25 protein-coding genes are annotated in these 23,722 nt (G+C 70.6%); 18 read left to right on the forward strand and 7 right to left on the reverse strand.

Annotation, left to right across the window (positions count from 1 at the left end; translation table 11 throughout):
* The first annotated feature begins 140 nt into the window (after positions 1–140).
* From ABZ370_RS23020 to ABZ370_RS23070, 11 genes are all read left to right on the forward strand, one after another.
* Positions 141–1,460, forward strand: a complete 1,320-nt coding sequence (locus ABZ370_RS23020; protein WP_358623946.1) for an MraY family glycosyltransferase — start codon at positions 141–143, stop codon at positions 1,458–1,460.
* A 234-nt stretch (positions 1,461–1,694) separates the two neighbouring features.
* Positions 1,695–2,150, forward strand: a complete 456-nt coding sequence (locus tag ABZ370_RS23025) for a hypothetical protein (protein ID WP_358623949.1) — start codon at positions 1,695–1,697, stop codon at positions 2,148–2,150.
* Between the two features lie 264 nt (positions 2,151–2,414).
* On the forward strand, positions 2,415–3,224 hold the full coding sequence (gene atpB / locus ABZ370_RS23030) for a F0F1 ATP synthase subunit A (RefSeq protein ID WP_358623952.1): 810 nt from the start codon (positions 2,415–2,417) through the stop codon (positions 3,222–3,224).
* An 81-nt stretch (positions 3,225–3,305) separates the two neighbouring features.
* Entirely contained in the window at positions 3,306–3,554 is a 249-nt protein-coding gene (gene atpE, locus ABZ370_RS23035; protein WP_358623954.1) for an ATP synthase F0 subunit C, read from the forward strand.
* Positions 3,555–3,597: 43 nt separating this feature from the next.
* Positions 3,598–4,161 carry a F0F1 ATP synthase subunit B gene (locus ABZ370_RS23040; protein WP_358623957.1) on the forward strand — a complete coding sequence of 188 codons (564 nt, stop codon included), beginning with the start codon at positions 3,598–3,600 and terminating at the stop codon, positions 4,159–4,161.
* A complete protein-coding gene (locus tag ABZ370_RS23045; RefSeq protein ID WP_358623959.1) occupies positions 4,158–4,973 on the forward strand; it encodes a F0F1 ATP synthase subunit delta in 816 nt (271 codons plus the stop codon). The genes ABZ370_RS23040 and ABZ370_RS23045 overlap by 4 nt, the downstream gene beginning before the upstream one ends.
* An 88-nt stretch (positions 4,974–5,061) precedes the next feature.
* Positions 5,062–6,633, forward strand: coding sequence for a F0F1 ATP synthase subunit alpha (atpA, locus tag ABZ370_RS23050; protein WP_358623962.1), 1,572 nt, complete (start codon positions 5,062–5,064; stop codon positions 6,631–6,633).
* A gap of 2 nt (positions 6,634–6,635) precedes the next feature.
* On the forward strand, positions 6,636–7,550 hold the full coding sequence (locus ABZ370_RS23055) for a F0F1 ATP synthase subunit gamma (RefSeq protein ID WP_358623964.1): 915 nt from the start codon (positions 6,636–6,638) through the stop codon (positions 7,548–7,550).
* A 5-nt stretch (positions 7,551–7,555) separates the two neighbouring features.
* On the forward strand, positions 7,556–8,998 hold the full coding sequence (gene atpD, locus ABZ370_RS23060) for a F0F1 ATP synthase subunit beta (RefSeq protein ID WP_358623967.1): 1,443 nt from the start codon (positions 7,556–7,558) through the stop codon (positions 8,996–8,998).
* 111 nt (positions 8,999–9,109) lie between these two features.
* A complete protein-coding gene (locus ABZ370_RS23065; protein WP_358623970.1) occupies positions 9,110–9,487 on the forward strand; it encodes a F0F1 ATP synthase subunit epsilon in 378 nt (125 codons plus the stop codon).
* Between the two features lie 121 nt (positions 9,488–9,608).
* Positions 9,609–10,058, forward strand: coding sequence for a DUF2550 domain-containing protein (locus tag ABZ370_RS23070; protein WP_358623972.1), 450 nt, complete (start codon positions 9,609–9,611; stop codon positions 10,056–10,058).
* A gap of 63 nt (positions 10,059–10,121) precedes the next feature.
* Here the strand turns inward: ABZ370_RS23070 and ABZ370_RS23075 are convergent, their stop codons facing one another.
* Both ABZ370_RS23075 and ABZ370_RS23080 read right to left on the reverse strand, forming a co-directional pair.
* The gene (locus ABZ370_RS23075) at positions 10,122–10,808 is read right to left on the reverse strand and encodes a response regulator transcription factor (protein WP_358623975.1); all 687 of its coding nucleotides are present in this window, start codon (positions 10,806–10,808) and stop codon (positions 10,122–10,124) included.
* Between the two features lie 47 nt (positions 10,809–10,855).
* Positions 10,856–12,073, reverse strand: a complete 1,218-nt coding sequence (locus ABZ370_RS23080) for a histidine kinase (protein ID WP_358623977.1) — start codon at positions 12,071–12,073, stop codon at positions 10,856–10,858.
* Between the two features lie 165 nt (positions 12,074–12,238).
* Between ABZ370_RS23080 and ABZ370_RS23085 the strand changes: the two genes are divergently transcribed.
* Entirely contained in the window at positions 12,239–12,790 is a 552-nt protein-coding gene (locus tag ABZ370_RS23085) for a hypothetical protein (protein ID WP_358623980.1), read from the forward strand.
* Between the two features lie 63 nt (positions 12,791–12,853).
* Here the strand turns inward: ABZ370_RS23085 and ABZ370_RS23090 are convergent, their stop codons facing one another.
* The 3 genes from ABZ370_RS23090 to ABZ370_RS23100 are packed head-to-tail and all read right to left on the reverse strand — an operon-like array spanning position 12,854 to position 15,037.
* On the reverse strand, positions 12,854–13,426 hold the full coding sequence (locus ABZ370_RS23090; RefSeq protein ID WP_358623982.1) for a cob(I)yrinic acid a,c-diamide adenosyltransferase: 573 nt from the start codon (positions 13,424–13,426) through the stop codon (positions 12,854–12,856).
* 35 nt (positions 13,427–13,461) lie between these two features.
* Positions 13,462–14,217 carry an ABC transporter permease gene (locus ABZ370_RS23095; protein ID WP_358623985.1) on the reverse strand — a complete coding sequence of 252 codons (756 nt, stop codon included), beginning with the start codon at positions 14,215–14,217 and terminating at the stop codon, positions 13,462–13,464.
* Between the two features lie 37 nt (positions 14,218–14,254).
* Positions 14,255–15,037 carry an ATP-binding cassette domain-containing protein gene (locus ABZ370_RS23100; protein WP_358624121.1) on the reverse strand — a complete coding sequence of 261 codons (783 nt, stop codon included), beginning with the start codon at positions 15,035–15,037 and terminating at the stop codon, positions 14,255–14,257.
* Between the two features lie 89 nt (positions 15,038–15,126).
* Here ABZ370_RS23100 and ABZ370_RS23105 point away from each other — a divergent pair, with 89 nt between their 5' ends.
* The 4 genes from ABZ370_RS23105 to ABZ370_RS23120 all read left to right on the forward strand — a co-directional run bounded on the left by ABZ370_RS23105 (position 15,127) and on the right by ABZ370_RS23120 (position 19,932).
* Entirely contained in the window at positions 15,127–15,768 is a 642-nt protein-coding gene (locus ABZ370_RS23105; protein WP_358623988.1) for a TetR/AcrR family transcriptional regulator, read from the forward strand.
* A gap of 82 nt (positions 15,769–15,850) precedes the next feature.
* Positions 15,851–16,699 (forward strand): 3-hydroxyacyl-CoA dehydrogenase family protein, encoded by an 849-nt coding sequence (locus ABZ370_RS23110; protein WP_358623990.1) that lies wholly within the window; start codon positions 15,851–15,853, stop codon positions 16,697–16,699.
* 159 nt (positions 16,700–16,858) lie between these two features.
* On the forward strand, positions 16,859–17,182 hold the full coding sequence (locus ABZ370_RS23115; protein WP_358623993.1) for an STAS domain-containing protein: 324 nt from the start codon (positions 16,859–16,861) through the stop codon (positions 17,180–17,182).
* 128 nt (positions 17,183–17,310) lie between these two features.
* The gene (locus ABZ370_RS23120) at positions 17,311–19,932 is read left to right on the forward strand and encodes an ATP-binding protein (protein WP_358623996.1); all 2,622 of its coding nucleotides are present in this window, start codon (positions 17,311–17,313) and stop codon (positions 19,930–19,932) included.
* A gap of 880 nt (positions 19,933–20,812) precedes the next feature.
* On the opposite strand, the gene nucS is transcribed toward ABZ370_RS23120, so the two are convergent.
* A complete protein-coding gene (gene nucS / locus ABZ370_RS23125; protein ID WP_358623998.1) occupies positions 20,813–21,475 on the reverse strand; it encodes an endonuclease NucS in 663 nt (220 codons plus the stop codon).
* Between the two features lie 211 nt (positions 21,476–21,686).
* On the opposite strand from nucS, the gene ABZ370_RS23130 reads away from it, so the two are divergent.
* A complete protein-coding gene (locus ABZ370_RS23130) occupies positions 21,687–22,079 on the forward strand; it encodes an SCO5389 family protein (RefSeq protein WP_009714994.1) in 393 nt (130 codons plus the stop codon).
* Between the two features lie 37 nt (positions 22,080–22,116).
* Here ABZ370_RS23130 and ABZ370_RS23135 read toward each other — a convergent pair whose 3' ends face one another.
* Positions 22,117–23,148, reverse strand: a complete 1,032-nt coding sequence (locus ABZ370_RS23135) for an LLM class flavin-dependent oxidoreductase (protein WP_358624001.1) — start codon at positions 23,146–23,148, stop codon at positions 22,117–22,119.
* Between the two features lie 205 nt (positions 23,149–23,353).
* Here ABZ370_RS23135 and ABZ370_RS23140 point away from each other — a divergent pair, with 205 nt between their 5' ends.
* Positions 23,354–23,671, forward strand: a complete 318-nt coding sequence (locus ABZ370_RS23140) for an ATP/GTP-binding protein (RefSeq protein WP_358624003.1) — start codon at positions 23,354–23,356, stop codon at positions 23,669–23,671.
* Positions 23,672–23,722 lie beyond the last annotated feature (51 nt).

Below are 23,722 nucleotides of genomic sequence, written 5' to 3' on the forward strand. Positions count from 1 at the left end.
CGGGGCGTTGCCCGCCCCTGCCCGTCCCCGGCACACCGGGAACCGGAGCAGGCTAGGGTGAGGTCTCTTAGGGTGTGGCCCTGATCTGCCTCGCGACGTCTGGGGAATAGGTGCGTGAATACCTGCTGACTCTGTGCATCGTGGCCGCGGTGACGTATCTGCTGACCGGGCCGGTGCGGAAGTTCGCCATCGCCGCCGGTGCGATGCCGGAGATCCGGGCCCGCGATGTGCACCGTGAGCCCACTCCGCGGCTCGGAGGCATCGCCATGTTCGGCGGCCTCTGCGCGGGGTTGCTGGTGGCCGCTCACCTCACCAACCTCAAGGACGTCTTCGAATCGTCCAACGAGCCGCGCGCGCTGCTCTCCGGCGCCGGGCTCATCTGGCTGCTCGGGGTCCTGGACGACAAGTGGGGCGTGGACGCGCTCATCAAGCTGGGCGGCCAGATGATCGCCGCCGGTGTGATGGTGCTCCAGGGTCTGACCATCCTCTGGCTTCCGGTGCCCGGTGTGGGCCCGGTCTCGCTGACGCCCTGGCAGGGCACGCTGCTGACGGTGGCTCTGGTCGTCATCACCATCAACGCGGTCAACTTCGTTGACGGGCTGGATGGTTTGGCGTCCGGGATGGTGTGCATCGCCGCCGCCGCGTTCTTCATGTACGCGTACCGCATCTGGTTCGGCTACGGACTGGAGGCCGCCGCCCCCGCGACCCTGTTCGCCGCCGTCCTCATGGGCATGTGCCTGGGCTTCCTGCCGCACAACGCCCACCCCGCGCGGATCTTCATGGGCGACTCGGGCTCGATGCTCATCGGGCTGGTGCTCGCGGCGGGCGCCATCTCCATCACGGGCCAGGTGGACCCGGACGCGATGAAGCTGTTCGCCGGTTCTGAGACGGCCGCGGTGCACGCCACCGTGCCGGTCTACATCCCGCTGCTGCTGCCGCTGACCGTGATCGCGGTGCCCTTCGCGGACCTGGTGCTCGCCATCGTCCGGCGCACCTGGCGCGGCCAGTCGCCGTTCGCGGCGGACCGCGGCCATCTGCACCACCGGCTGCTGGAGATCGGCCACTCGCACAGCCGGGCCGTGCTGATCATGTACTTCTGGTCGGCGCTGATCGCCTTCGGGGCGGTCGCGTACTCGGTGAACTCGGCGGGTGTGTGGTTCGTCCTCGCGATCGTGGTGCTGAGCGCGGTGGGCCTGGTGCTGTTGCTGCTGCCGCGGTTCACTCCGCGCGTACCGCGCTGGGCGGAGGCGTTCGTACCGCCGCGCTACCGGCGCCGGGCGGTCGCTGCCGAGCCGGTAGTGGAGACCGCCGCCCCCGCCACGGAGCAGACCGAGCCGGAGCAGCGGGAGCAGCCGGAGAAGCCCGCCCCCGAGCCGGTCCCGGCCGGGCTCAACGGCGCCACCGCGATCGGCGACCGGTCCCGTTTCCCCCACCGCAGGAAGATCGGAAGCCCCCAGTAACGGTGACGCGGCGCGTCAAGGACATACACCCGCTGTAACTCACACGTGTGATGTGCAGCACACTGGACGGGTAAAGACCTCATCAAATAGTTTGTGATACCGTTCACTAAACCCGGTGCTTAGAGCCGAGGGGCCGCAGTGCGACGGCTCTTCGTCGCGAGGTTCCCTCTCTCCCCGGGGATACGCTCGTCCACGACGAATCGTTGTTTCCGACTCTTGCCGGAGAAACCCTTCATGCAGTCCAACGACGCCAGAACGCTGCTCAGTTGCGCCGTGCCCACCGCCGTGGTCGGGGTGGTCGCCGTCGCCGTCAGTTCTGTGCTCGCCGGTGGAAAGGGCGCGATCGGAGCCGCCTTCGGGACCGTTGTCGTGGCCGCGGTCATGACGATCGACCTGATCGTGCTGGTGCGCACCGCGAAGTATCTTCCGCAGCTGTTCCAGATGATGGGGCTCGCCCTCTACATGGTGCAGTTCCTGCTTGTCGCGGTGCTGCTGGCCGTCTTCAAGGACACCACCCTTTTCAACACCCGGGCGTTCGCGTTCGCCCTGCTGGCTGCGACACTGACGTGGATCGCGGCGCAGACCCGTGCTCACATGAAGGCCAAGATTCTTTACGTGCAACCGGAAGCCGAAGACGAACGGAAGCCGGCGCGGGAGAAGGAATCCTCCCCCGCCGGGTCCGCACCGTGATCTGTAGGGCCGGTATAAGGGCGCCCGCGCTCACCTGCTATCGTCCGGTGCCATCTGAGGCGCAGCGGGCGCAGGCGGCTGAACCCCCGGAATCCACGGGATGGAATCGGCGGCCCATGCAGCTGCAGCCCGTGAGCCCATCGGCCTTGTGCACACAAGCCGCCCCCACATTCGTAAGAACCAGTCCAGTGCCGCTCCGTGGCCATGCGCCGCGCCGACACATCGAGGTTGCCGTACCCATGCGCCACGCTGAAGGAGCTCGCGGTGAGTCCTGACCAGACGCTCGCCTTCGAGACCGATTGCCACATCTTCGACGGGTGCGGCTTCCCGGCCCCAGGGCTTCACTCGTTCACGTTCGAGCCGATTGCCACGATCGGCGGCTTCGAGTTCAACAAGCCGATGCTGCTGGCCTTCCTGGGGACCGTCGTCGTCGTGGCGTTCTTCTGGGCCGCCTTCGGGAAGGCCAAGGTCGTCCCCGGAAAGCTTCAGATGGTCGGCGAGGCGGGCTACGACTTCGTGCGCCGCGGCGTCGTCTACGAGGCCCTGGGGAAGAAGGAGGGCGACAAGTACGTCCCCCTCATGGTCTCCCTGTTCTTCTTCATCTGGATCATGAACCTCTGGTCCGTGGTCCCGTTGGCCCAGTTCCCGGTGACGTCGGTCATCGCCTTCCCGGCGGGACTCGCGGCGATCGTCTACGTCCTGTGGGTCAGCCTCACCTTCAAGAAGCACGGCTTCGTCGGCGGCTGGAAGAACATCTCCGGCTACGACAAGTCGCTCGGCCCGGTCCTGCCGGTGGTCATGGCGCTGGAGCTGCTCTCCAACCTGATCATCCGGCCGTTCACCCACGCCGTCCGGCTCTTCGCCAACATGTTCGCGGGCCACGTTCTGCTGCTGATCTTCACGATTGCCAGCTGGTACCTGCTGAACGGCATCGGGATCGCCTACGCGAGCATCTCGTTCGCGATGACCATCCTGCTGACCGCCTTCGAGTTGTTCATCCAGGCCCTTCAGGCCTACGTGTTCGTCCTGCTGGCCTGCAGCTACATTCAGGGTGCTCTCGCCGAGCACCACTGAGTACCCCAGGTCAGCTCCCCGTCCTAAAGGGCGTCCGGTGGCCAACCCCCACCGGTCCTTGAAAGAGAAGGAAGAAACGGCATGTCCGCTCTCGAGACGTCCCTCGCCGCTGTCCAGCTCAAGGGCAACCTCGGCTCGATCGGTTACGGTCTCGCCGCGATCGGCCCCGGTGTCGGCGTCGGCATCATCTTCGGTAACGGCACCCAGGCCATGGCCCGCCAGCCCGAGGCCGCCGGTCTGATCCGCGCCAACCAGATTCTCGGCTTCGTGCTCTGTGAGGCGCTGGCCCTGATCGGTCTGGTTATGCCGTTCGTCTACCCGTCCAGCTGACGACGCGGCGTAAGCAGAGCCGTATCCGACGAAAGGCAATGATGTGAACGCCCTGGTACACCTGGCGGAGGGTGAGGCGGAGAACCCCCTCATCCCGCCGATCCCAGAGCTTGTCATCGGCCTGATCGCCTTCGCCATCGTTTTCATCTTCTTCGCCAAGAAGCTGCTCCCGAACATCAACCGTGTTCTGGACGAGCGTCGCGCGGCGATCGAGGGCGGGATGGAGAAGGCCGAGGCAACTCAGGCCGAGGCCCAGCAGGTCCTCGAGGACTACCGCGCCCAGCTCGCCGACGCCCGTCACGAGGCCGCGCGCCTGCGCCAGGAGGCGCAGGAGCAGGGTGCCGCGCTCATCGCGGAGATGCGTGCGGAGGGTCAGCGGCAGCGCGAGGAGATCGTCGCGGCCGGTCACGCCCAGATCGAGGCAGAGCGCAAGCAGGCCGGTACGGCGCTGCGCCAGGACGTGGGCAAGCTTGCCACCGACCTGGCCGGCAAGATCGTCGGCGAGTCCCTCGAGGACGTCGCCCGGCAGAGCCGCACCATCGACCGCTTCCTCGACGACCTCGAGACCAAGGCGGCCGACGGCTCGAAGGCCGAGGCCGGACGATGAACGGAGCGAGCAGGGAGGCACTGGCTGCCGCGCGCGAGCGCTTCGACGCGCTGACGGACAACACGTCCGTCGACGCCGCGAAGCTCGCCGACGAGCTGGCCGCCGTCACCGCGCTGCTCGACCGTGAGGTCTCGCTGCGCCGGGTCCTCACCGACCCGGCGCAGCCCGGCGAGGCCAAGGCCGAGCTGGCCCAGCGGCTGCTGGGCGGGCAGGTCGGCGGCGAGGCCGTGGACCTGGTCTCCGGCATGGTCCGCTCCCGCTGGTCGCGCTCGCGCGACCTCGCGGACGCGGTCGAGGAGCTGGCGAGCAGCGCCGACCTGGTGGCGGCACAGCAGGCCGGCACCCTCGACAACGTCGAGGACGAGCTGTTCCGGTTCGGCCGGATCGTCTCCTCCTCGTCCGAGCTGCGGTCGGCCCTGGCCGACCGGCGCGCGAGCGGTACGGCCAAGGCCGGACTGGTCCGCGAGCTGCTGGGCGGCCGGGCCGACCGCGTGACCGAGCGGCTCGTCCTGCGTCTTGTGACCCAGCCGCGCGGACGTAGCCTGGAGGCGGGTCTCGACGAGCTGTCCAAGCTCGCCGCGTCGCGCCGGGACCGGGTGGTCGCGGTCGTCACCTCGGCGGTGCCGCTCAGCGACCGGCAGAAGGAGCGCCTCGGCGCGGCCCTGGCGCAGATGTACGGACACCAGGTGCACCTCAACCTCGACGTGGACCCGGAGGTCCTCGGCGGGGTCGTGGTACGCGTCGGCGACGAGGTCGTCAACGGGACCATCGCGGACCGCCTCGAAGGGGCGAGCCGCCGGATGGCCGGCTGACCAGCCACCAACTCAACATGCATGTAAGCGGCCCGAGTTGGGCCGTAGTCACTTACTTCGGGCCCAACAAGGAGAGCAGGGAACCCAGATGGCGGAGCTCACGATCCGGCCGGAGGAGATCCGGGACGCGCTGGAGAACTTTGTCCAGGCGTACCAGCCGGACGCGGCCTCGCGCGAGGAGGTCGGTACGGTCAGCGTTGCCGGCGACGGCATCGCGAGGGTCGAGGGTCTTCCCTCGGCCATGGCGAACGAACTGCTGAAGTTCGAGGATGGCACTCTCGGCCTCGCCCTCAACCTTGAGGAGCGCGAGATCGGTGCCGTTGTCCTCGGCGAGTTCAGCGGCATCGAAGAGGGCCAGCCGGTGCACCGCACCGGCGAGGTTCTCTCGGTAGCTGTCGGCGAGGGTTACCTCGGCCGCGTCGTCGACCCGCTGGGTGCCCCGATCGACGGCCTCGGCGAGATCGAGACCGAGGGCCGCCGCGCCCTTGAACTGCAGGCCCCCACGGTCATGGACCGCAAGTCGGTCCACGAGCCGATGGAGACCGGCTACAAGGCCGTCGACGCCATGACCCCGATCGGCCGCGGCCAGCGTCAGCTGATCATCGGCGACCGGCAGACCGGCAAGACCGCGCTGTGCGTCGACACGATCATCAACCAGCGTGACAACTGGCGCTCCGGCGACCCGAAGAAGCAGGTCCGCTGCATCTACGTCGCCGTCGGCCAGAAGGGCTCCACCATCGCGTCCGTGCGCGGTGCGCTGGAGGAGGCCGGCGCTCTGGAGTACACGACGATCGTCGCCGCCCCGGCGTCCGACCCGGCGGGCTTCAAGTACCTCGCCCCCTACACCGGCTCGGCCATCGGCCAGCACTGGATGTACCAGGGCAAGCACGTTCTGATCGTCTTCGACGACCTGTCCAAGCAGGCCGACGCCTACCGCGCCGTGTCGCTGCTGCTGCGCCGCCCGCCGGGCCGTGAGGCCTACCCGGGTGACGTCTTCTACCTGCACTCCCGGCTGCTGGAGCGCTGCGCGAAGCTCTCCGACGAGATGGGCTCCGGTTCGATGACCGGTCTGCCGATCGTCGAGACCAAGGCGAACGACGTGTCGGCGTTCATTCCGACCAACGTCATCTCCATCACCGACGGTCAGTGCTTCCTGGAGTCGGACCTGTTCAACGCCGGACAGCGCCCGGCCCTGAACGTCGGCATCTCGGTCTCCCGCGTCGGTGGTTCCGCGCAGCACAAGGCGATGCGCCAGGTCTCCGGCCGCCTCCGGGTGGACCTCGCCCAGTACCGCGAGCTGGAGGCGTTCGCCGCCTTCGGTTCCGACCTGGACGCGGCCTCGAAGGCGTCGCTGGAGCGCGGTGCCCGCATGGTCGAGCTGCTGAAGCAGGGCCAGTACGCCCCGTACTCCACCGAGGACGAGATCGTCTCCGTCTGGGCCGGTACCAACGGCAAGATGGACGACGTGCCCGTCGAGGACGTCCGCCGCTTCGAGCGTGAGCTGCTGGACTACCTCCACCGTGAGCACAAGGGGCTGCTGACCAGCATCGTCGAGGGCGGCAAGATGTCCAACGACACGATCCAGGCGCTGGGCGAGGCCGTCGACAGCTTCAAGAAGCAGTTCGAGACCTCGGACGGCAAGCTGCTGGGCGAGGGCTGAGTATGGGTGCCCAGGTCAAGGTCTACAAGAGGCGGATCAAGTCCGTCTCCGCGACCAAGAAGATCACCAAGGCGATGGAGATGATCGCCGCCTCGCGCGTCGTCAAGGCGCAGCGCCGGGTGGCCGCGTCGACTCCGTACGCCACCGAGCTGACCCGCGCGGTGGGTGCGGTGGCCAAGGGCTCCACCACTCAGCACGCGCTGACCTCGGAGGCCAAGAACCCGACCCGTGCCGCGGTGCTGCTCATCACGAGCGACCGCGGGCTCGCGGGCGGCTACTCCTCCAACGTCATCAAGGCGGGTGAGCAGCTGACCCAGCGGCTCACCGGTGAGGGCAAGGAGGTCGACAGCTACATCGTCGGCCGCAAGGGCGTCGCCTACTACGGCTTCCGCGAGCGCAAGATCACGGAGTCGTGGACGGGCTTCACCGACAACCCGACCTACGCCGACGCCAAAAAGGTCGCCGGACCGCTGATCGAGGCCGTGCTCCAGGAGACGGCCGACGGCGGCGTGGACGAGCTGCACATCGTGTCCACCGAGTTCGTCTCGATGCTGACGCAGACCCCGGTCCAGGACCGGCTGCTGCCGCTCAGCCTCGAGGAGAAGGCGGTGGAGCAGGAGAAGAAGGGCGAGATCCTTCCGCTCTTCGAGTTCGAGCCGTCGGCCGAGGACGTCCTGGACGCCCTGCTGCCGCGGTACGTCGAGGCTCGTATCTACAACGCCCTGCTGCAGGCCGCCGCTTCCAAGCACGCGGCCACCCGGCGGGCGATGAAGTCGGCGACCGACAATGCCGACGAGCTCATCAAGTCGCTCACGCGGCTTGCCAACGCGGCCCGCCAGGCCGACATCACCCAGGAAATCAGCGAGATCGTCGGTGGCGCGAGCGCTCTGGCCGACGCCTCTGCGGGGAGTGACTGACAACTATGACCACCACTGTTGAGACGGCTACGGCGACGGGCCGCGTCGCGCGGGTCATCGGCCCGGTCGTCGACGTGGAGTTCCCCGTCGACGCGATGCCGGAGATCTACAACGCCCTGACTGTCGAGATCGCCGACCCGGCCGAGGACGGGGCGAAGAAGACCCTGACCCTGGAGGTCGCGCAGCACCTGGGCGACGGCCTGGTGCGCTCCATCTCGATGCAGCCCACCGACGGCCTGGTCCGCCAGGCCGCGGTGACCGACACCGGCGCCGGTATCACCGTGCCCGTCGGCGACGTCACCAAGGGCCGGGTGTTCAACACCCTCGGCCAGATCCTGAACGAGCCCGAGGCCGAGTCCGAGGTCACCGAGCGCTGGGCGATCCACCGCAAGGCCCCGGCGTTCGACCAGCTCGAGTCCAAGACCGAGATGTTCGAGACCGGCCTGAAGGTCGTCGACCTGCTGACCCCGTACGTCAAGGGCGGCAAGATCGGTCTGTTCGGCGGTGCGGGCGTCGGCAAGACCGTCCTCATCCAGGAAATGATCATGCGTGTGGCCAAGCTGCACGAGGGCGTTTCCGTGTTCGCCGGTGTCGGCGAGCGCACCCGTGAGGGCAACGACCTGATCGAGGAGATGGCCGAGTCCGGCGTTCTCCCGCAGACCGCGCTGGTCTTCGGCCAGATGGACGAGCCCCCGGGCACCCGTCTGCGCGTCGCCCTGGCCGGTCTGACCATGGCGGAGTACTTCCGCGATGTGCAGAAGCAGGACGTGCTGTTCTTCATCGACAACATCTTCCGCTTCACCCAGGCCGGTTCCGAGGTCTCGACCCTGCTCGGCCGGATGCCCTCCGCGGTGGGCTACCAGCCGAACCTGGCCGACGAGATGGGCGTTCTCCAGGAGCGCATCACCTCGACCCGCGGTCACTCGATCACCTCGATGCAGGCGATCTACGTCCCCGCGGACGACCTCACCGACCCGGCCCCGGCGACCACCTTCGCGCACCTCGACGCGACCACGGTGCTCTCCCGGCCGATCTCGGAGAAGGGCATCTACCCGGCGGTGGACCCGCTGGACTCGACGTCCCGGATTCTGGACCCGCGTTACATCTCGCAGGACCACTACGACTGCGCCTCGCGCGTGAAGTCGATCCTGCAGAAGTACAAGGACCTCCAGGACATCATCAACATCCTGGGCATCGACGAGCTCGGCGAGGAGGACAAGCTCACCGTCTTCCGCGCCCGCCGCATCGAGCGCTTCCTGTCGCAGAACACCCACGCGGCGAAGCAGTTCACCGGTCTCGACGGATCGGACGTGCCGCTGGACGAGTCGATCTCCGCGTTCAACGCGATCGCCGACGGCGAGTTCGACCACTTCCCGGAGCAGGCGTTCTTCATGTGCGGTGGCCTGGACGACCTGAAGGCCAAGGCCAAGGAGCTGGGCGTCTCCTGAGCCCGGTGCTCATAGGAGAGGGGTGGGCCCGGTCCCGCCCCTCTCCGCACGCCCGTTATTCTTTGACGAAAGCCCTGTCGTACCCGGCAGGGTCAGACCCGAGGAGCCACGTTGGCTGCTGAGCTGCACGTCGAGATGGTCGCGGCGGACCGTAGTGTCTGGTCCGGCACGGCCACCTTGGTCATCGCGCGCACCACATCGGGTGACATCGGCGTCATGCCCGGCCACCAGCCGCTGCTCGGTGTGCTGGAGTCCGGCCCGGTGACCATCCGTACGAGTGACGGCGGGACCGTCGTCGCCGCGGTGCACGGCGGGTTCATCTCGTTCTCGGACGACAAGCTCTCGCTGCTGGCCGAGATCGCGGAGCTGTCCGACGAAATCGATGTCAAGCGCGCGGAGCGGGCGCTGGAGCGCGCCAAGTCGGAGGCGGACGCCGCCGCCGAACGGCGCGCCGACGTCCGGCTGCGTGCGGTGACAGGAGTGCACTGAGCCTGTCACGTACGGTCGGAAAACCTCAGCCGCGGACCTCGCTGGAGCTCCTCTTCAGCGGTGCCGCGGCTGAGGCGATGCAGGTGCGGTTTTTCCGGATGAGGCGAGGAGGTCGGTGAAGATGGTCCTCGCTCTGCTCGTGAGCGGCGTGGTCGTCGCGCTGGTGGTGGCGGGACTCTTCGTCTTCGGGCTGCGGCGGCGGCTGATCCAGCGGTCCGGCGGCACCTTCGACTGTTCGATGCGCTGGGGTGCGCCCGGACCCGAGGTGGAGTCCGGCGGCAAGGGGTGGGTGTACGGCATCGCCCGCTACAACGGTGACCGGATCGAGTGGTTCCGGGTCTTCTCGTACGCGTTCCGCCCCCGGCGCACCCTGGAGCGCGCCTCGATCGAGGTGCTGGAGCGGCGTACCCCCAAGGGCGAGGAAGAGCTGGCCCTGCTCTCCGACGCGGTGATCCTGGCCTGTCGGCACAGCGGTACGCGGCTGGAGCTGGCGATGAGCGAGGACGCCCTGACCGGCTTCCTGGCCTGGCTGGAGGCCGCCCCGCCCGGCCAGCGCGTCAACGTCGCGTAGCGGCGTCTTTTTCGTTTCCCGGCTCTACGCCCCGGCTTTACACCCGGCTATTACCCCCGGCTTCTATAGGCCCAACTCCTGCGCCAGAACGGCCGCCTGGACGCGGCTGCGCAGCTCCAGCTTGCCCAGCACCCTGCTGACGTGCGTCTTCACCGTTGCCTCCGCCATGGTGAGGTGTGCCGCGATATGCGCGTTCGACATCCCCTGGCCCAGTGCGCCCAGCACCTCGCGCTCGCGCGGGGTGAGTACGGAGAGCACCGCGGGATCGGCCGCCGAGGTCCCCGAGCGGGCGAACTCCGCGATCAGCCGCCGGGTCACCGCGGGTGCGATCTGGCCTTCGCCGCGCGCCACCGTACGGACCGCCTCGACCAGCTGTGCCGCGTCGCTGTCCTTGAGCAGAAACCCCGCCGCCCCGGCGCGGAGCGCCCCGAAGACGTACTCGTCCAGGTCGAAGGTGGTCAGCACCAGGACGTCGGCCAGGCCCTCGGCGACCACCTGCCGGGTCGCGGAGACCCCGTCGAGCCGGGGCATCTGGATGTCCATCAGCACCACGTCGGGGCGGAGCGCGCGGGCCCGCGCCACGGCCTCCTGGCCGTCGGTGGCCTCGCCGACCACCTCGATGCCGGGCGCCGACCGCAGGATGAGCACGAGCCCGGAGCGCACCGAGGCCTGGTCCTCGGCGACGAGCACCCGGATGGGCCCGGGCGTCGTCTCCGGCGTCGTCTCCGGCGTGGGCTGTCGCTGGTTCACCGCGGCTCCTGTGAGGACTGTGTCGGGCTGTGTTCTGTGCACGGCTCTCAGGACCCGTCGCCCAGCGGCAGCGCGGCCCGGACCCGCCACACCGTGCCGGAGGGTCCGGGGACGGGGCCCGTGTCGAGGGTGCCGCCGAGCAGCGTCACGCGTTCCCGCATCCCGATCAGCCCGGTGCCGGAGCCGAGCACGCGTGGTGCGGGGCGGTCGCCGTACGGGCTGGTCACGCTGACCTCCAGGGCGCCGTCCCGGTCGCCCGGGGGATGGGTCAGCGTCACGTCCACCCGGCCGGGCCCGGCGTGCTTGAGGGCGTTGGTCAGGGACTCCTGGACGATGCGGTACGCGGCGAGTTCGACCGGAGCGGGCAGCGGGGCGGAGCCCGCCGGGCGCTCGTCGTACAGGACGAAGTCCTGGCCGCCGGGCGCGCTGCTGCTCCTGGCCCGCTCCAGCAGGGAGTCCAGTGCGCCGAGGGTGGGCGCGGCGGACGGCTCGTGGTCCTCGTCGCGCGCGTCGCGCAGCAGACCGATCAGCCGCCGCATCTCGGCGAGCCCGCGCACGCTGTTCTCCCGGATGACGCCGAGCGCCTCCTCCGTCGCGGCGGGGTCCTTGAGGGTCTGCGCGGCGGTGGAGTGGATGGCGATCGCGGAGAGGTGGCCCGCGACCATGTCGTGCAGCTCGCGGGCCATCCGGGCGCGCTCGGCGGTGACCGCCTCGCGGCGGTCAAGTTCGGCCAGCAGCGCGACGCGTTCGGCCTCCAGGCGGGCGGCCGCGGCCTCTTCCCGGTGGTTGCGGACCAGCACGCCGGTCCATGCCGGGCTGATGGTGAACACCGCGACGAACATGCCGATCAGCAGGGCCCAGGGCTCGCGGACGACCGCCAGCGGCACCACGGTCGCCACCGCCGTGACCAGCACGCACAGCCGGGGGAGGCGGCGGGCGGTGGCGGGGGTGCCGTACCTGACGCCCGCGTAGATCAGGTCCGTGTACAGCAGCAGCGTCGAGGCGAGCCCGCCGCTGCACAGGTCCATGGCCACCGCGGCGGTCCCGATGCCGAGCCCCGCGACCGGTGCCGTACGCCGCAGCAGCTCCGCGCCCGAGATGGTGACCATGGCGACCAGGCCCAGCCACTGGGGCGTGCCGAAGAACGGCGGATTGTTGTGCAGCCCCAGCGTCCACAGCAGCGCCCCGCCGAGCGCCCCGGCGAGGCCGATCAGCACGTCGTCGCGGTGCGGGCGCGGCGGGTGGCGGTGCGGACGGGACGGCATGCCCCCATCACAGCACGCGCCGGGGCCGACGCTCCTCCCCTCCGGGACGGTCCTTTTGGTGCGGTGAGTACATCGAAGGATGCAGCTGGGTTTCGTCGCCCGCGACGAGGCGGGCGGCCGATTCGCACGGAACGGTGAGGGAGGAGAAAACGAGAGGAGCGAAACGTGATCGTCACGCTGATCATCGCCTGTGAGGTCGGCTTCTGGGTGCTGCTGGCCGTGGGGCTCGCGCTGCGGTACGTGGCGAAGATGCCGCGCGCGAGCGTGGCCGTGCTGCTGTGCGAACCGCTGCTGGAGCTGGTGCTGTTCGTGGCGACCGCGATCGACCTGAAGAACGGCGCGGAACCGGACTGGAAACACGGGATCGCCGCGGCCTACATCGGCTTCTCGGCCGCCCTGGGCCACCGGACGATCCGCTGGGCCGACGCCCGGGTGGCCCACCGCTTCTTCGGCGGGCCACCGCCGGTGAAGCCGCCGCGGTACGGCATGGCGCGGGCGGCCCACGAATGGAAGACCGCCGCCCACTGGATGCTGGCGGCGGCCATCGCGATGGGTCTGCTGCAGGGGGCGATCTGGTATGTCGGCGACGACGGCGACATCGGCTCGCTGCGCGACTGGCAGGGGAAGATGCTGTTCGTCATCGGCATCAACGTGATCATCGCGACGAGCTACACCCTCTGGCCGAAGCGGCACCCCGCCACATCGGACACCCGGTAGCGCCCGGCACAGCCCCCACCGGGTGCTGTGCCGGGCCGTGCGACGGTGTCGGCCGGGGCCGCGTCAGCGGTTTTCGCCGGGGAGCCATAGGACGTCGCCGACGTCCTTGTTGGCCGCGCGGGCCAGGATGAAGAGCAGGTCCGACAGGCGGTTGAGGTAGGTCGCGGTGAGGGGGTTCATGGCGTCGCCGTGTTCCGCGAAGGCCGCCCACGTCGACCGCTCGGCCCGCCGGACGACCGTGCAGGCCTGGTGCAGCAGGGCCGCGCCCGGTGTGCCGCCGGGGAGGATGAAGCTGCGCAGCTTCTCCAGGTCCTCCAGGAAGTGGTCGCAGTCCGCCTCCAGCTTGTCGATGTAGCTCTGCTCGACCCGCAGCGGCGGATGCTCGGGGTTCTCGACCACGGGGGTGGACAGGTCCGCGCCGACGTCGAACAGGTCGTTCTGGACCCGGACCAGGACCCGGGTGATCCCGTCCGGCAGCGAGCCCAGCGCGACGGCCACGCCGATCGCGGCGTTCGCCTCGTTCGCGTCGGCGTACGCGGCGATCCGCAGGTCGGTCTTGTCGGTGCGGCTCATGTCGCCGAGGGAGGTGGTGCCCTGGTCCCCGGTGCGCGTGTAGATGCGGGTGAGATTGACCATGGGGCCGAGCCTACGCGCAGCCGCGAGCCGTACCCCTACGCTCCGGCCTGCCGGAAGATCCGTGCCCCGAGCGTGACGGCGACGACCGCGAGCCCGGTGGCGACCAGGCAGGCCAGCCCGACCTTTCCGTCCCCGTAGTCCCCGGCGAAGGCGGCCCGTACGCCGTCCACGAGGTAGCGGAACGGGACGAAGTGCGAGGCGATGTCGAGCCAGCGCGGGCCGAGCGACATCGGCAGCAGGATGCCGGAGAGCAGCATCGCGGGCATGGTGACGGAGTTGATGACGGGCGCGAAGCCCTGCGGCGACTCCACGCGCATGGCCAGCGCGTACGACAGCGACGCGAGCGAGACGGTGAGCGCGCCGACGAAGGCGAAGCCGATCAGGATGCCCGGCACGGGCGCGCGCAGCCCCATGGCGACGGCGACGAGCACCACCACCACGGACTGGAGCAGCAGCTGCACGACGTCCTTGAGTACCCGGCCCATGAGCAGGGCCAGTCGGCTGACCGGGGTGACCCGCATCCGTTCGATGACGCCCGTGCGCTTCTCGAAGATGATGCCGATCCCGGCGAACGAGGCGCTGAAGATGCCGAGCTGGATGAGGATGCCGGGGACGATCGTCTGCCACGAGTCGCCCTCGCCGCCCAGCGGTATGCCGGTGAGCAGCGGGCCGAAGAGGACCAGGAACAGCAGCGGCTGGACGAGGCCGAAGACCAGGGCGGGCTTGGAGCGCAGGGTCTGGCGGAGGTGACGGTGGAAGATCAGGGCCGTGTCGGAGATGACGTGGGGCATGCGGGCGTCCTTCGGGTTCAGACGGGTTCAGACGGGTTCAGACGGCGAGCGGGGCGGAGTCGCGCGGTGCGGTGCGGCGCCCGGTGAGGGCGATGAAGGTGTCCTGGAGGGTGGCGTCCGGCGAGCCGCCGTACTCGGTCTTGAGCCGCTCCGCCGTGCCCTCGGCGGCCACCCGGCCCTGGTCGACGATGACGAGCCGGTCGGCGAGCGCGTCCGCCTCGTCGAGGTAATGGGTGGTCAGGAAGACGGTCATGGCGTGCTCGGCGCGCAGCCGTCGGATCAGGTCCCACAGATCGGCGCGCCCGCCCGGGTCAAGACCCGTCGTCGGCTCGTCGAGGAACAGGATGCCGGGCCGCTGGACCAGGCCCAGCGCGATGTCCAGCCGGCGCCGCTGCCCGCCGGAGAGCGCGCCGCACGGGCGGTCCAGCAGATCGGTCAGGTCCAGCTCGTGGGCCAGTTCGCCGGCGCGGGCGACGGCTTCGTCCCGGCCGAGCCGGTACAGACGGCCCTGGGTGACCAGTTCCTCCCGTACGGAGACGGTGGGGTCGACCCCACCGGACTGGGCGACGTACCCGATGCGGCGGCGCACCCCGGCCGGGTCGGCGGCGAGGTCGTGCCCGGCGACCGTGGCGGTGCCGCCGGTGGGCGGGAGCAGCGTGGTGAGCATGCGGAGCGTGGTGGTCTTGCCCGCGCCGTTGGGGCCGAGGAAGCCCAGGATCTCCCCGGCCTCCACGGTCAGGTCGATGCCGCGGACGGCCTCCACGGGGCCGCGCTTGGTCCGGAAGGTGCGGGCGAGCCCGCTCGTGGTGATGACTGGCATGGCTGGCATGCCCCATAGAAAAGCAGGGTCACTTAAATTTTGCAATGACCCCAAAGATTGAGTGAGTCCAGCGAAGCTAGGATGAGGGCATGGCGGAAGGGCTCAGGGAGCGGAAGAAGCGGCAGACCAGGCAGCACATCTCGGATGTCGCGACCGGGCTGTTCATGGAGCGCGGCTTCGAGGCGGTCACGATCGCGGAGATCGCCGAGGCTGCCGAGGTCTCCGTCAACACGGTCTACAACTACTTCCCGGCCAAGGAGGACCTCTTCGTCGACCGCGAGGAGGAGGTCATCGACTGGCCCTCCCGGCTCGTACGGGAGCGCGCGGTCGGCCAGTCGGCGGCGCGGGCGATCGTGGAGCAGCTGCGCCAGAACATCCGGGAGCGGCACGCGTACGTCGGGCTGAGCGAGGGCTATGAACGGTTCCGGCAGGTCATGACCGAGTCGCCCGCCCTGATGGCCCGTCTCTTCACCATCCAGGGGAAGGCGGTCAACCGGCTCGGCGTCACCCTGCGCGAGGAGGCGTCCGCCGCGCCGCAGGACCCGACCCCCGAGTTCGTCGCCCACCAACTGGTCGGGCTGCAGAACGCCGTTCAGCGCTGCATCATGCACGGCCTCGCGGAGGGCGGCGGCGTGGACGAGGTCGCCGAGGACGCCCTCCGGAAAATCGGCGTCATGGAGTCGCTCCTCAGCGACGCGGTGCTCAACTATGCGGTGAAGAACACACCGTGACGCGCCTTACTAGGGGCTGCCCCAGGGGGTGAACGGGCGTTAAGGTCCACGCACACCGAATGTCGACGAAGGGGTGTGTGTCGTGGCCAAGAAGCTCGCGGTCATCGGAGCCGGACTCATGGGGTCCGGTATCGCGCAGGTCTCCGCCCAGGCGGGCTGGGACGTCGTGCTGCGCGATGTGACCGATGAGGCGTTGCGGCGCGGCACCGACGGCATTCGCGCCTCCTACGAGAAGTTCGTCTCCAAGGGCAAGCTGGACGCCGGGGACGCGGAGCAGGCGCTGGCCCGCATCACCACCACGACCGACCTCGACGCCGCCGCCGACGCGGACGTCGTGGTGGAGGCCGTCTTCGAGAGGATCGACGTCAAGCGGGAGATCTTCCGCACCCTCGACGGACTCGTCAAGGACGACACCATCCTCGCGTCCAACACCTCCGCCATCCCGATCACCAAGATCGCCGCTGCGACGGAGCGCCCGGAGCGGGTCGTCGGCGCGCACTTCTTCTCGCCCGTCCCGATGATGAAGCTGTGCGAACTGGTGCGCGGCTACAAGACGAGCGACGAAACGCTCGCCGCGGCACGGGAGTTCGCGGAGGGCGTGGGCAAGACCTGTATTGTCGTCAACCGCGATGTCGCGGGCTTCGTCACCACGCGCCTGATCTCGGCACTCGTGGTCGAGGCCGCCAAGCTCTACGAGTCCGGGGTCGCCACGGCCGAGGACATCGACATCGCCTGCAAGCTGGGCTTCGGCCACGCGATGGGACCCCTCGCGACGGCCGACCTCACCGGCGTGGACATCCTGCTGCACGCCACCGACAACATTTACACCGAGTCCCAGGACGAGAAGTTCGCGCCACCGGAGATCATGCGCCGGATGGTCGACGCGGGTGACATCGGCCGCAAGAGCGGTGGGGGCTTTTACCGCTACTGAGGGCCCTGGTGCGGCGCCAGGCCCGCAACTCACCCTCTCGGGTGAATTCGGTATCGGTTCGCTTACAGACGGCAACTTCCTCGGGTGCGAGGCAGTCAGTTCTGTAGAGAGAAATGGCGCATTGACGACACGACGACGCACCATCCAGGGGAGCGCATTATGCACATCAGGGGCGACCACGCCGAGCTGGTCGTCGGGGGCCGACTGGACGTCCGAAGCGCGGCGGACGCCCGTACGGCCCTGCACACCGCCGTCGACTCCGGCGGCGGGGATCTCGTACTCGACCTGACCGAGCTGGACTCCTGGGACGCCACCGGGCTCGGCGTCATCATGGGGGCGCACCGCAGAGCGGGCCGGGTGGGACGGCGGCTCGTCCTGCGCGGGGTGCCGCCCCAGATGCAGCGGCTGCTGGTGGCCACCCGGCTGCACCGCATCCTGGCCATCGAGGGCGGCCTCGAAGCGGAGACGCTGCCGCGCGTCTGAATCCCCGGGGTGGCGCGGGCCGTTCCGGGGCCGGTGGATACTGTGACGAGGTCTTGTCCGGCGCTCGCCGGACATCATCCCTACGGCGGCACACACCGGCGCGCCACGTATCTGGGGGGCACAGGGCCATGGAGCAGCACCACCGCGCACCGCACGAGCACGGCCACGACGACCCGAGCCCGAGCCCGCGTTCCGCGGAGGCCGCCGCCGCGCCGCAGCCGCCGCGGGACGCGGACCTGCCCGCGGTCCTGCCCGGGCGGGGTGGCGGTTCGGGTGCGGCGAACGTTTCGGCGGAGCTCGTGCCCGTCGGTGCCGCCGGGCCTGTGCGCACCGTACGCCTCGTCACCGGCGACCATCTGCTGACCGTCAACCCGGTCGACGGCAGCGAGATAGAGCCCTGCCCGCCCGGTGAGCGGCCCGCCCGGCCCGAGCGCCACACCCCCGACCAGCGCGCCGAGCTGCGCCGGGCCGCGGCCGCGCCCCGGCCGTCCGGCACGGTGGTGCCCGACCTGCCGATGCTGGAGCGGGACGAGGAGCGCGAGCGGCTGGCCCGGCTGCTGGCCCGCGGCCGCTCCGTACGGGTCACCGGGCCCTCCGGCGCCGGGCGCAGCGCGCTGCTGGAGGCCGTCGCCGCGGACTGCGAACGCCTCGCGCCCGACGGTGTCGTACGGCTCTCCGGCTACCGCCGCACCCCCACCGACCTGCTGTACGGCCTGTACGCCGCCGTCTACCGGGCCCCGCTGTACCGGCCCGAACGGGCGGAACTGCTGGAGGCGGTGGAGGAGATCGGCGCGGTCGTCGTCCTCGACGACATCGAGTTCGGCGGCACCGCGCTCGACGAGTTCCTCGACGCGACCCCCGAATGCGCCTTCCTCCTCTCTGCCACGCCGGACGTCGCGGCCCCGTCCGCCGGCGCCCACCTCGAAGAGGTCGTCCTCTCCGGGCTGAGCCGCACCGCCGGTCTGGAGCTGCTGGAGCGGGCCCTGCGGCGCCCGTTGGAGGAGGACGAGGCGAGCTGGGCGGCGGACCTGTGGTTCGAGTCGGAGGGGCTGCCGCTGCGGTTCGTCCAGGCGGGGGCGCTGCTGCGGCAGCGCGAGGCCGTTGCCGCGGACGCCGCCGACTCGGTTGACCCCGCCGATTCTGTTGACTCAACCGACTCCGCTGACGCCGTCGACTCCGTTATCGCTGCCGACGCTGCCGACGCTGCCGACTCCGGTGACGACGAGCCGCGGGACGCGATGCCGCTGCCCTCGCTCACCTCGGCCGCGGCCCCGGCCACGCTGCTCGCCGCGGCGCTCGGCGAGGCGGCCCGCGACGCCCTGCGGTTCGCGGTCGCGCTTGGCGGCGAATGCCCGCACCAGGCCCATTTGCCCGCCCTCACCGACGATCCGCGCGCGGACGCGGCCGTGGGCGAACTGCTCGCCCACGGCCTGGTCACCACCGTCGGCCCGCACTACCGGCTGGCCGCCGGGATCGTCGCCCAGCTCGCGGAGGAAGGTTACGAGGGGGACGCGGCCGAGTCCGCCGGGCGGGTGCACACCGTGGCCCAGCACTACACCTGGTGGGCCGGTCACCCCTCGGTGGCTCCCGAGCGCGTCGCCGTCGAGGCGGACGCGATACTCGCCGCGATGGCCGCCCTGGTCGCCGACCGGGAAGCCGGTCACGCCGACGCCGCCGTGGATCTGGCCCGCGCCGCCGCCCCCGCCTTGGCCGCGGCGCTGCACTGGGGCGCCTGGGAACGGGCCCTGCGCCACGGTCAGGAGGCGGCGCGGCTGGCCGGACAGGTCGCCGACGAGGCGTACTTCCACCACGAGCTGGGTGTCCTCGCCCTGTGCACCGGCAACCTCGACCGGGCCCGCGCCGAGTTGGAGGCGTCCATCGGGATGCGCGGCGCCCTCGCGGACAAGCGGGGAACGGTCGCGGGCCGCCGGGCGCTCGCGCTGGTGAGCGACCGTACGGGCGCGGCGATGGCCGACGCGTTCGGGCCGGGCGTCGTGCGGGCGCGTCCCGCGGAGGCGGCGCCGGGGGAGCACGCGACCACGGTCATCACGCCGGTGGTGGGCGAGACGACGAAGATACCGCCGGTCGTCGCCACGGCGGCGCTACCGGCGGCGCCCGCCGCCGTTCCCGTTCCCGCTCCCACCGAGCCACGCACCCCACGCACTTCACGCGGCCTGAACGCCCTCCGAAACCTGGCGCTGACCGGCGCCCGGCGCAACCTGGCCGCCGCGGGGGCGGGGGTGCTGCTGGTGGCGGTGCTCGGCACCGTGGTGACCCTCGGTGCCGTCGGCGGGGACGACGACAAGGGTTCGCCGGACCGGGTCAAGCCGCGTGAGTCGGCGTCGCAGCGGGACGACGACAAGGATCTGACGGCCGACGAGCCGTCGGACGCCCCCAGTCAGGGGGCGCCGCAGCCGGGGCCGAGCAATGTGCCGCTGTCGTCGTCGTCCTCGGTGCCGTCGAGCAGCGGGACGCCGAGCGGGTCGGCGGGGCCGTCCGACCCGTCGACGCCCGGTGACCCGTCGCAGCCGCAGAGCCCGTCGGCGCCGTCGTCGCCCTCGACGACGCAGGGGCCGACTCATGGGCCGACGAACACGCCGACGGACCGGCCCACGGCGCCCACGACTCCTCCGTCCGACCCCCCGACGACCGCGCCGACCACGGCGCCCACGTCCCCCACGAACACGGCGTCCAACACAGCCGGTGGCCCGCCGGAGCCCTCCAGGACGTCCTCGCCCGTCTCGACGTAGCGAGCCTTCCCCCACCCCGCCCCTTCCCGAACCCGAGGGCAAGCCCCCGGACCCCCGAGGGGGCTGCGCCCCCGGGCCCCACCGGGGCTGTGCCCTGGGCCGTCACCGGGATTTTGGCCCGGGCCCTCGCCGGGCCTGTGCCTCTGGGGCCCGCCGGGCCTTGTGCCTCTGGGCCCCCAACTGGGGCTGCGCCCCTGAGCCCCCACCGGGGCTGCGCCCCTGAGCCCCCACCGGGGCTGCGCCCCTGGGCTCCCGCTGGGGCTGCGCCCCCGGACCCCCACCGGGGCTGTGCCCCTGAGCCCCCACCGGGGCTGCGCCCCTGGGCTCCCGCTGGGGCTGTGCCCCCGGACCCCCACCGGGGCTGTGCCTCTGGGCCCTCGCCGGGCTTGTGCCTCTGGGGGCCCGCCGGGCCTTGTGCCTCTGGGCCCCCAACTGGGGCTGTGCCTCTGGACCCCCACCGGGGCTGCGCCCCTGGGCTCCCGCTGGGGCTGTGTCCTGGGCCGCTACCGGGATTTCGGCCCGGGCCCTCGCCGGGCCTGTGCCTCTGGGGTCCCGTCGAGGGGCCCCGCCCGGGTTCTGCCTCTGGGCTCTCACCGGGGCTGCGCCTCTGAGGCCCGCCCGGGGCCTGCCCTCCGGGGGTTCCGCCTGGGAGGGGGCGCTCCGTTTGGGATGCCCGCCGGGGCTGCCGGGGGTCGTTCGCCGGGACTCCGGGCGTCCTCGGGTGGGTCCTCAAGCGCCGGACGGGCTGGAAAATCCAGCCCGTCCGGCGCTTGAGGACCGGGGTCCGGGGGCGGAGCCCCCGGTATCGAGAAAGCGCAGGGGCCTGAACCGGCCGGGGCGGTGTCGGCCACCGTGGCGTGAAGTGGTGGGTCCGGGTGCGTCAGAAGAGGCGGAGCTTGTCGTCCTCGATGCCGCGCAGCGCGTTGTAGTCCAGGACGGCGCACCCGATGCCCCGGTCGGTGGCGAGCACCCGGGCCTGCGGCTTGATCTCCTGCGCCGCGAACACACCCTTCACCGGTGCCAGGTGCGGATCGCGGTTGAGCAGTTCGAGATAGCGCGTGAGCTGCTCGACGCCGTCGATCTCACCGCGCCGCTTGATCTCGACGGCCACCGTCGCGCCGTCCGCGTCCCGGCAGAGAATGTCCACGGGGCCAATGGCAGTGGGGTATTCACGCCGAATAAGCGTCCAGCCATCGCCCAGTGTCTCGATACGATCGGCGAGCAGCTCCTGCAGATGGGCCTCGACGCCATCCTTGATCAACCCGGGGTCCACGCCGAGTTCATGCGAGGAATCATGGAGAACGTCCTCCATGGTGATGATGAGCTTCTCGCCCGCTTTGTTCACGACCGTCCACACATTGTCATCGCCTTCCTTCAGCGTGCACGGCGGAGACATCCAGTTGAGGGGTTTGTAAGCCCTGTCGTCCGCGTGGATGGACACACTGCCGTCGGCCTTGACGAGGATCAGGCGGGGGGCCGAGGGAAGGTGGGCGGTGAGGCGGCCGGCGTAGTCCACGGAGCACCGGGCGATGACGAGACGCATGGTCGGCAACGCTACTCGACCCAGAAGGCTCCACGCGATTCGTCCGGCGATGGACCCGTTCATCAATGGCTGGTTGTGTGCCCGTATCGGTGGTGCGGGCTCAGTGGCCGGAATACCTTTGAAGCGGGTGGTCGCCGGACGCGTACGCTGCGTCGCCCTCCGCCCATCCCATCCCTGAGACCCCGCATCCGGGGTCGCGAGAGGAGTACCCATGTCGCTCGACGTCTCACCGGCCCTTCTGGAACAGGCCGAGCGAGGCGAGGTCGACGAAGCCGCGTTCGTCGACTGCGTCCGGAACTCCCTACCGTACGCATGGGAGATGATCAGCTCTCTGGTGGCCCAGCTGAAGGTCGACGGCGGGGAGTTCGCCGACAACCAGACGCCGCCGCCGGACGAGCAGGCCCGCGGGCAGCTGCTCCGCGCGCTGGCGAGTGACGCGATACGTGGCGCGCTGCAGCGCCACTTCGGGGTGCGGCTGGCCTTCCAGAACTGCCATCGGGTGGCGGTCTTTCCGCTGGACGCGTCGTCCGATGACCGCCTGGCCCGCTTCACCTCGATCCGGGGCCAGCTGCTGAACCAGTCGCCCGAGCTGCGCGACTGCTGACGCGATGTCCGCTGCCGCTCCACCAGGGGGAGGTGCCTCAGCGCAGGAGCGGCAGCACCTCACCACCGAGACGCCGTACGTTCTGCTCCGTGGCGGCCAGATCGCCCGACCCCTCCACCATCAGCGCGAAGCGCGTGATGCCGGTGCGCTCGGCGGTCGCCGCCAGCCGGTCGGCGCACAGCCGGGGCGGGCCCACCGGATGCAGTGCGCACAGCAGCTCCGCGTAGCCGACGGGGTCGCGCATCCGGTGGGCCCGGCCGTCGACGGTGACATGGGCGCCCAGCCCCTGCCGTAACCATCCCGGCATCGCCTTGGTGAGCGTCTCCGTCGCCGCGGGGCGGGCGTCCTCGATCTGCACCACCCCGGCGGAGACGTGCTCCGCGGCCACCGCCGCGACCTCGTCGGGGCAATGGCCCGCGGCCAGCGCGGACGTCTTCCACAGGCCGACCGCCTCGGCCTTCTCCTCGTCGCCGCAGTGCATGCCGAGCAGCATGGGCAGCCCGCGCTCGGCGGCCAGCCGCACACTGCCGGGCGAGGTGCACGCCATGACCACGGGCGGGGTGCCGGTGCCGCCCGGGTCGTCGGGGCGCGGTACGACCGGGACCTCGCGGAAGGTGAACCGCTCGCCGTCCGCCCCCACCCGGGGCTCCCGCAGCCAGCGCAGCAGCAGGTCGAGCGCCTCGGGGTAGCCGTGCTCGTACGCCGACAGCCCGGCGCCGAAGACCTCCAGGTCCACCCAGGGCCCGCCACGGCCGACGCCGAGGGTGAACCGGCCACCGGAGCTGAGATGGAGCAGTGCCGCTTGCTCACCCAGCGCGACGGGATGTGCCGTCGGAAGTACGCTCACCGCAGTACCGACGCCTATGCGCCGGGTACGCCCCAACAGCAGCGCGGCGAGCGTGACGGCGGACGGGCATACGCCGTACGGCACGAAGTGGTGCTCGGCGAGCCAGGCCGAGTCGAGCCCGGCGTCCTCGGCCAGCTCGGCCGAGCGGACCGCCCGGTGCAGCGTCTCCTCTTGTCCTTGGCCGGGAAATTGAGCGGCCAGAATGAAAGCCCCCACACGCATTGCCATCTGCCTCCTTGTCGCGGCTCCATCGCCGACGCGGGCATCCCTCTCATGGCAATAACGTCTGACACGTGCCAAGGGCACGGCCTGGCAAGTATTTTTCATGATGATCTGAAGGTGGCTGTGGATGACGGCTTACCGGGTGCGTGACCGTTACGCGTACGCTGGTCACAGTCAGTAGCTCCCAGCCCTGTCGAGGTGCCCCGTGTCTCCACGCCGAAACCGTCCGCGAGGTGGCGAGAAGTCCGAAGACCGCGTGGGCACGGACCGTTACGGGCTGGAGCGGACCGAGACGTGGCAGGGCGAGGAGTGGGTGGTGCGGCTGGTGGGCGGCGGAGGCTCCGCCAAGCACTACCGCTGCCCCGGATGCGACCAGGAGATCCCGCCCGGGGTCCCGCACGTGGTGGCCTGGCAGCAGCACATGGGCGTGGACGACCGGCGCCACTGGCACAAGGCCTGCTGGAACGCGCGGGACCGCCGGAGCGCCAGGCTCCAGCGGTCCCGTAACGCCCCTCGGCGCTGAGCGCGGTCGTCGCTCCCGAGCGCGGTCACCGCGTGAGCGCGGTTATCAGGT

This window comes from Streptomyces sp. NPDC005962 (genome assembly GCF_040629205.1).
Lineage (GTDB): Bacteria > Actinomycetota > Actinomycetes > Streptomycetales > Streptomycetaceae > Streptomyces.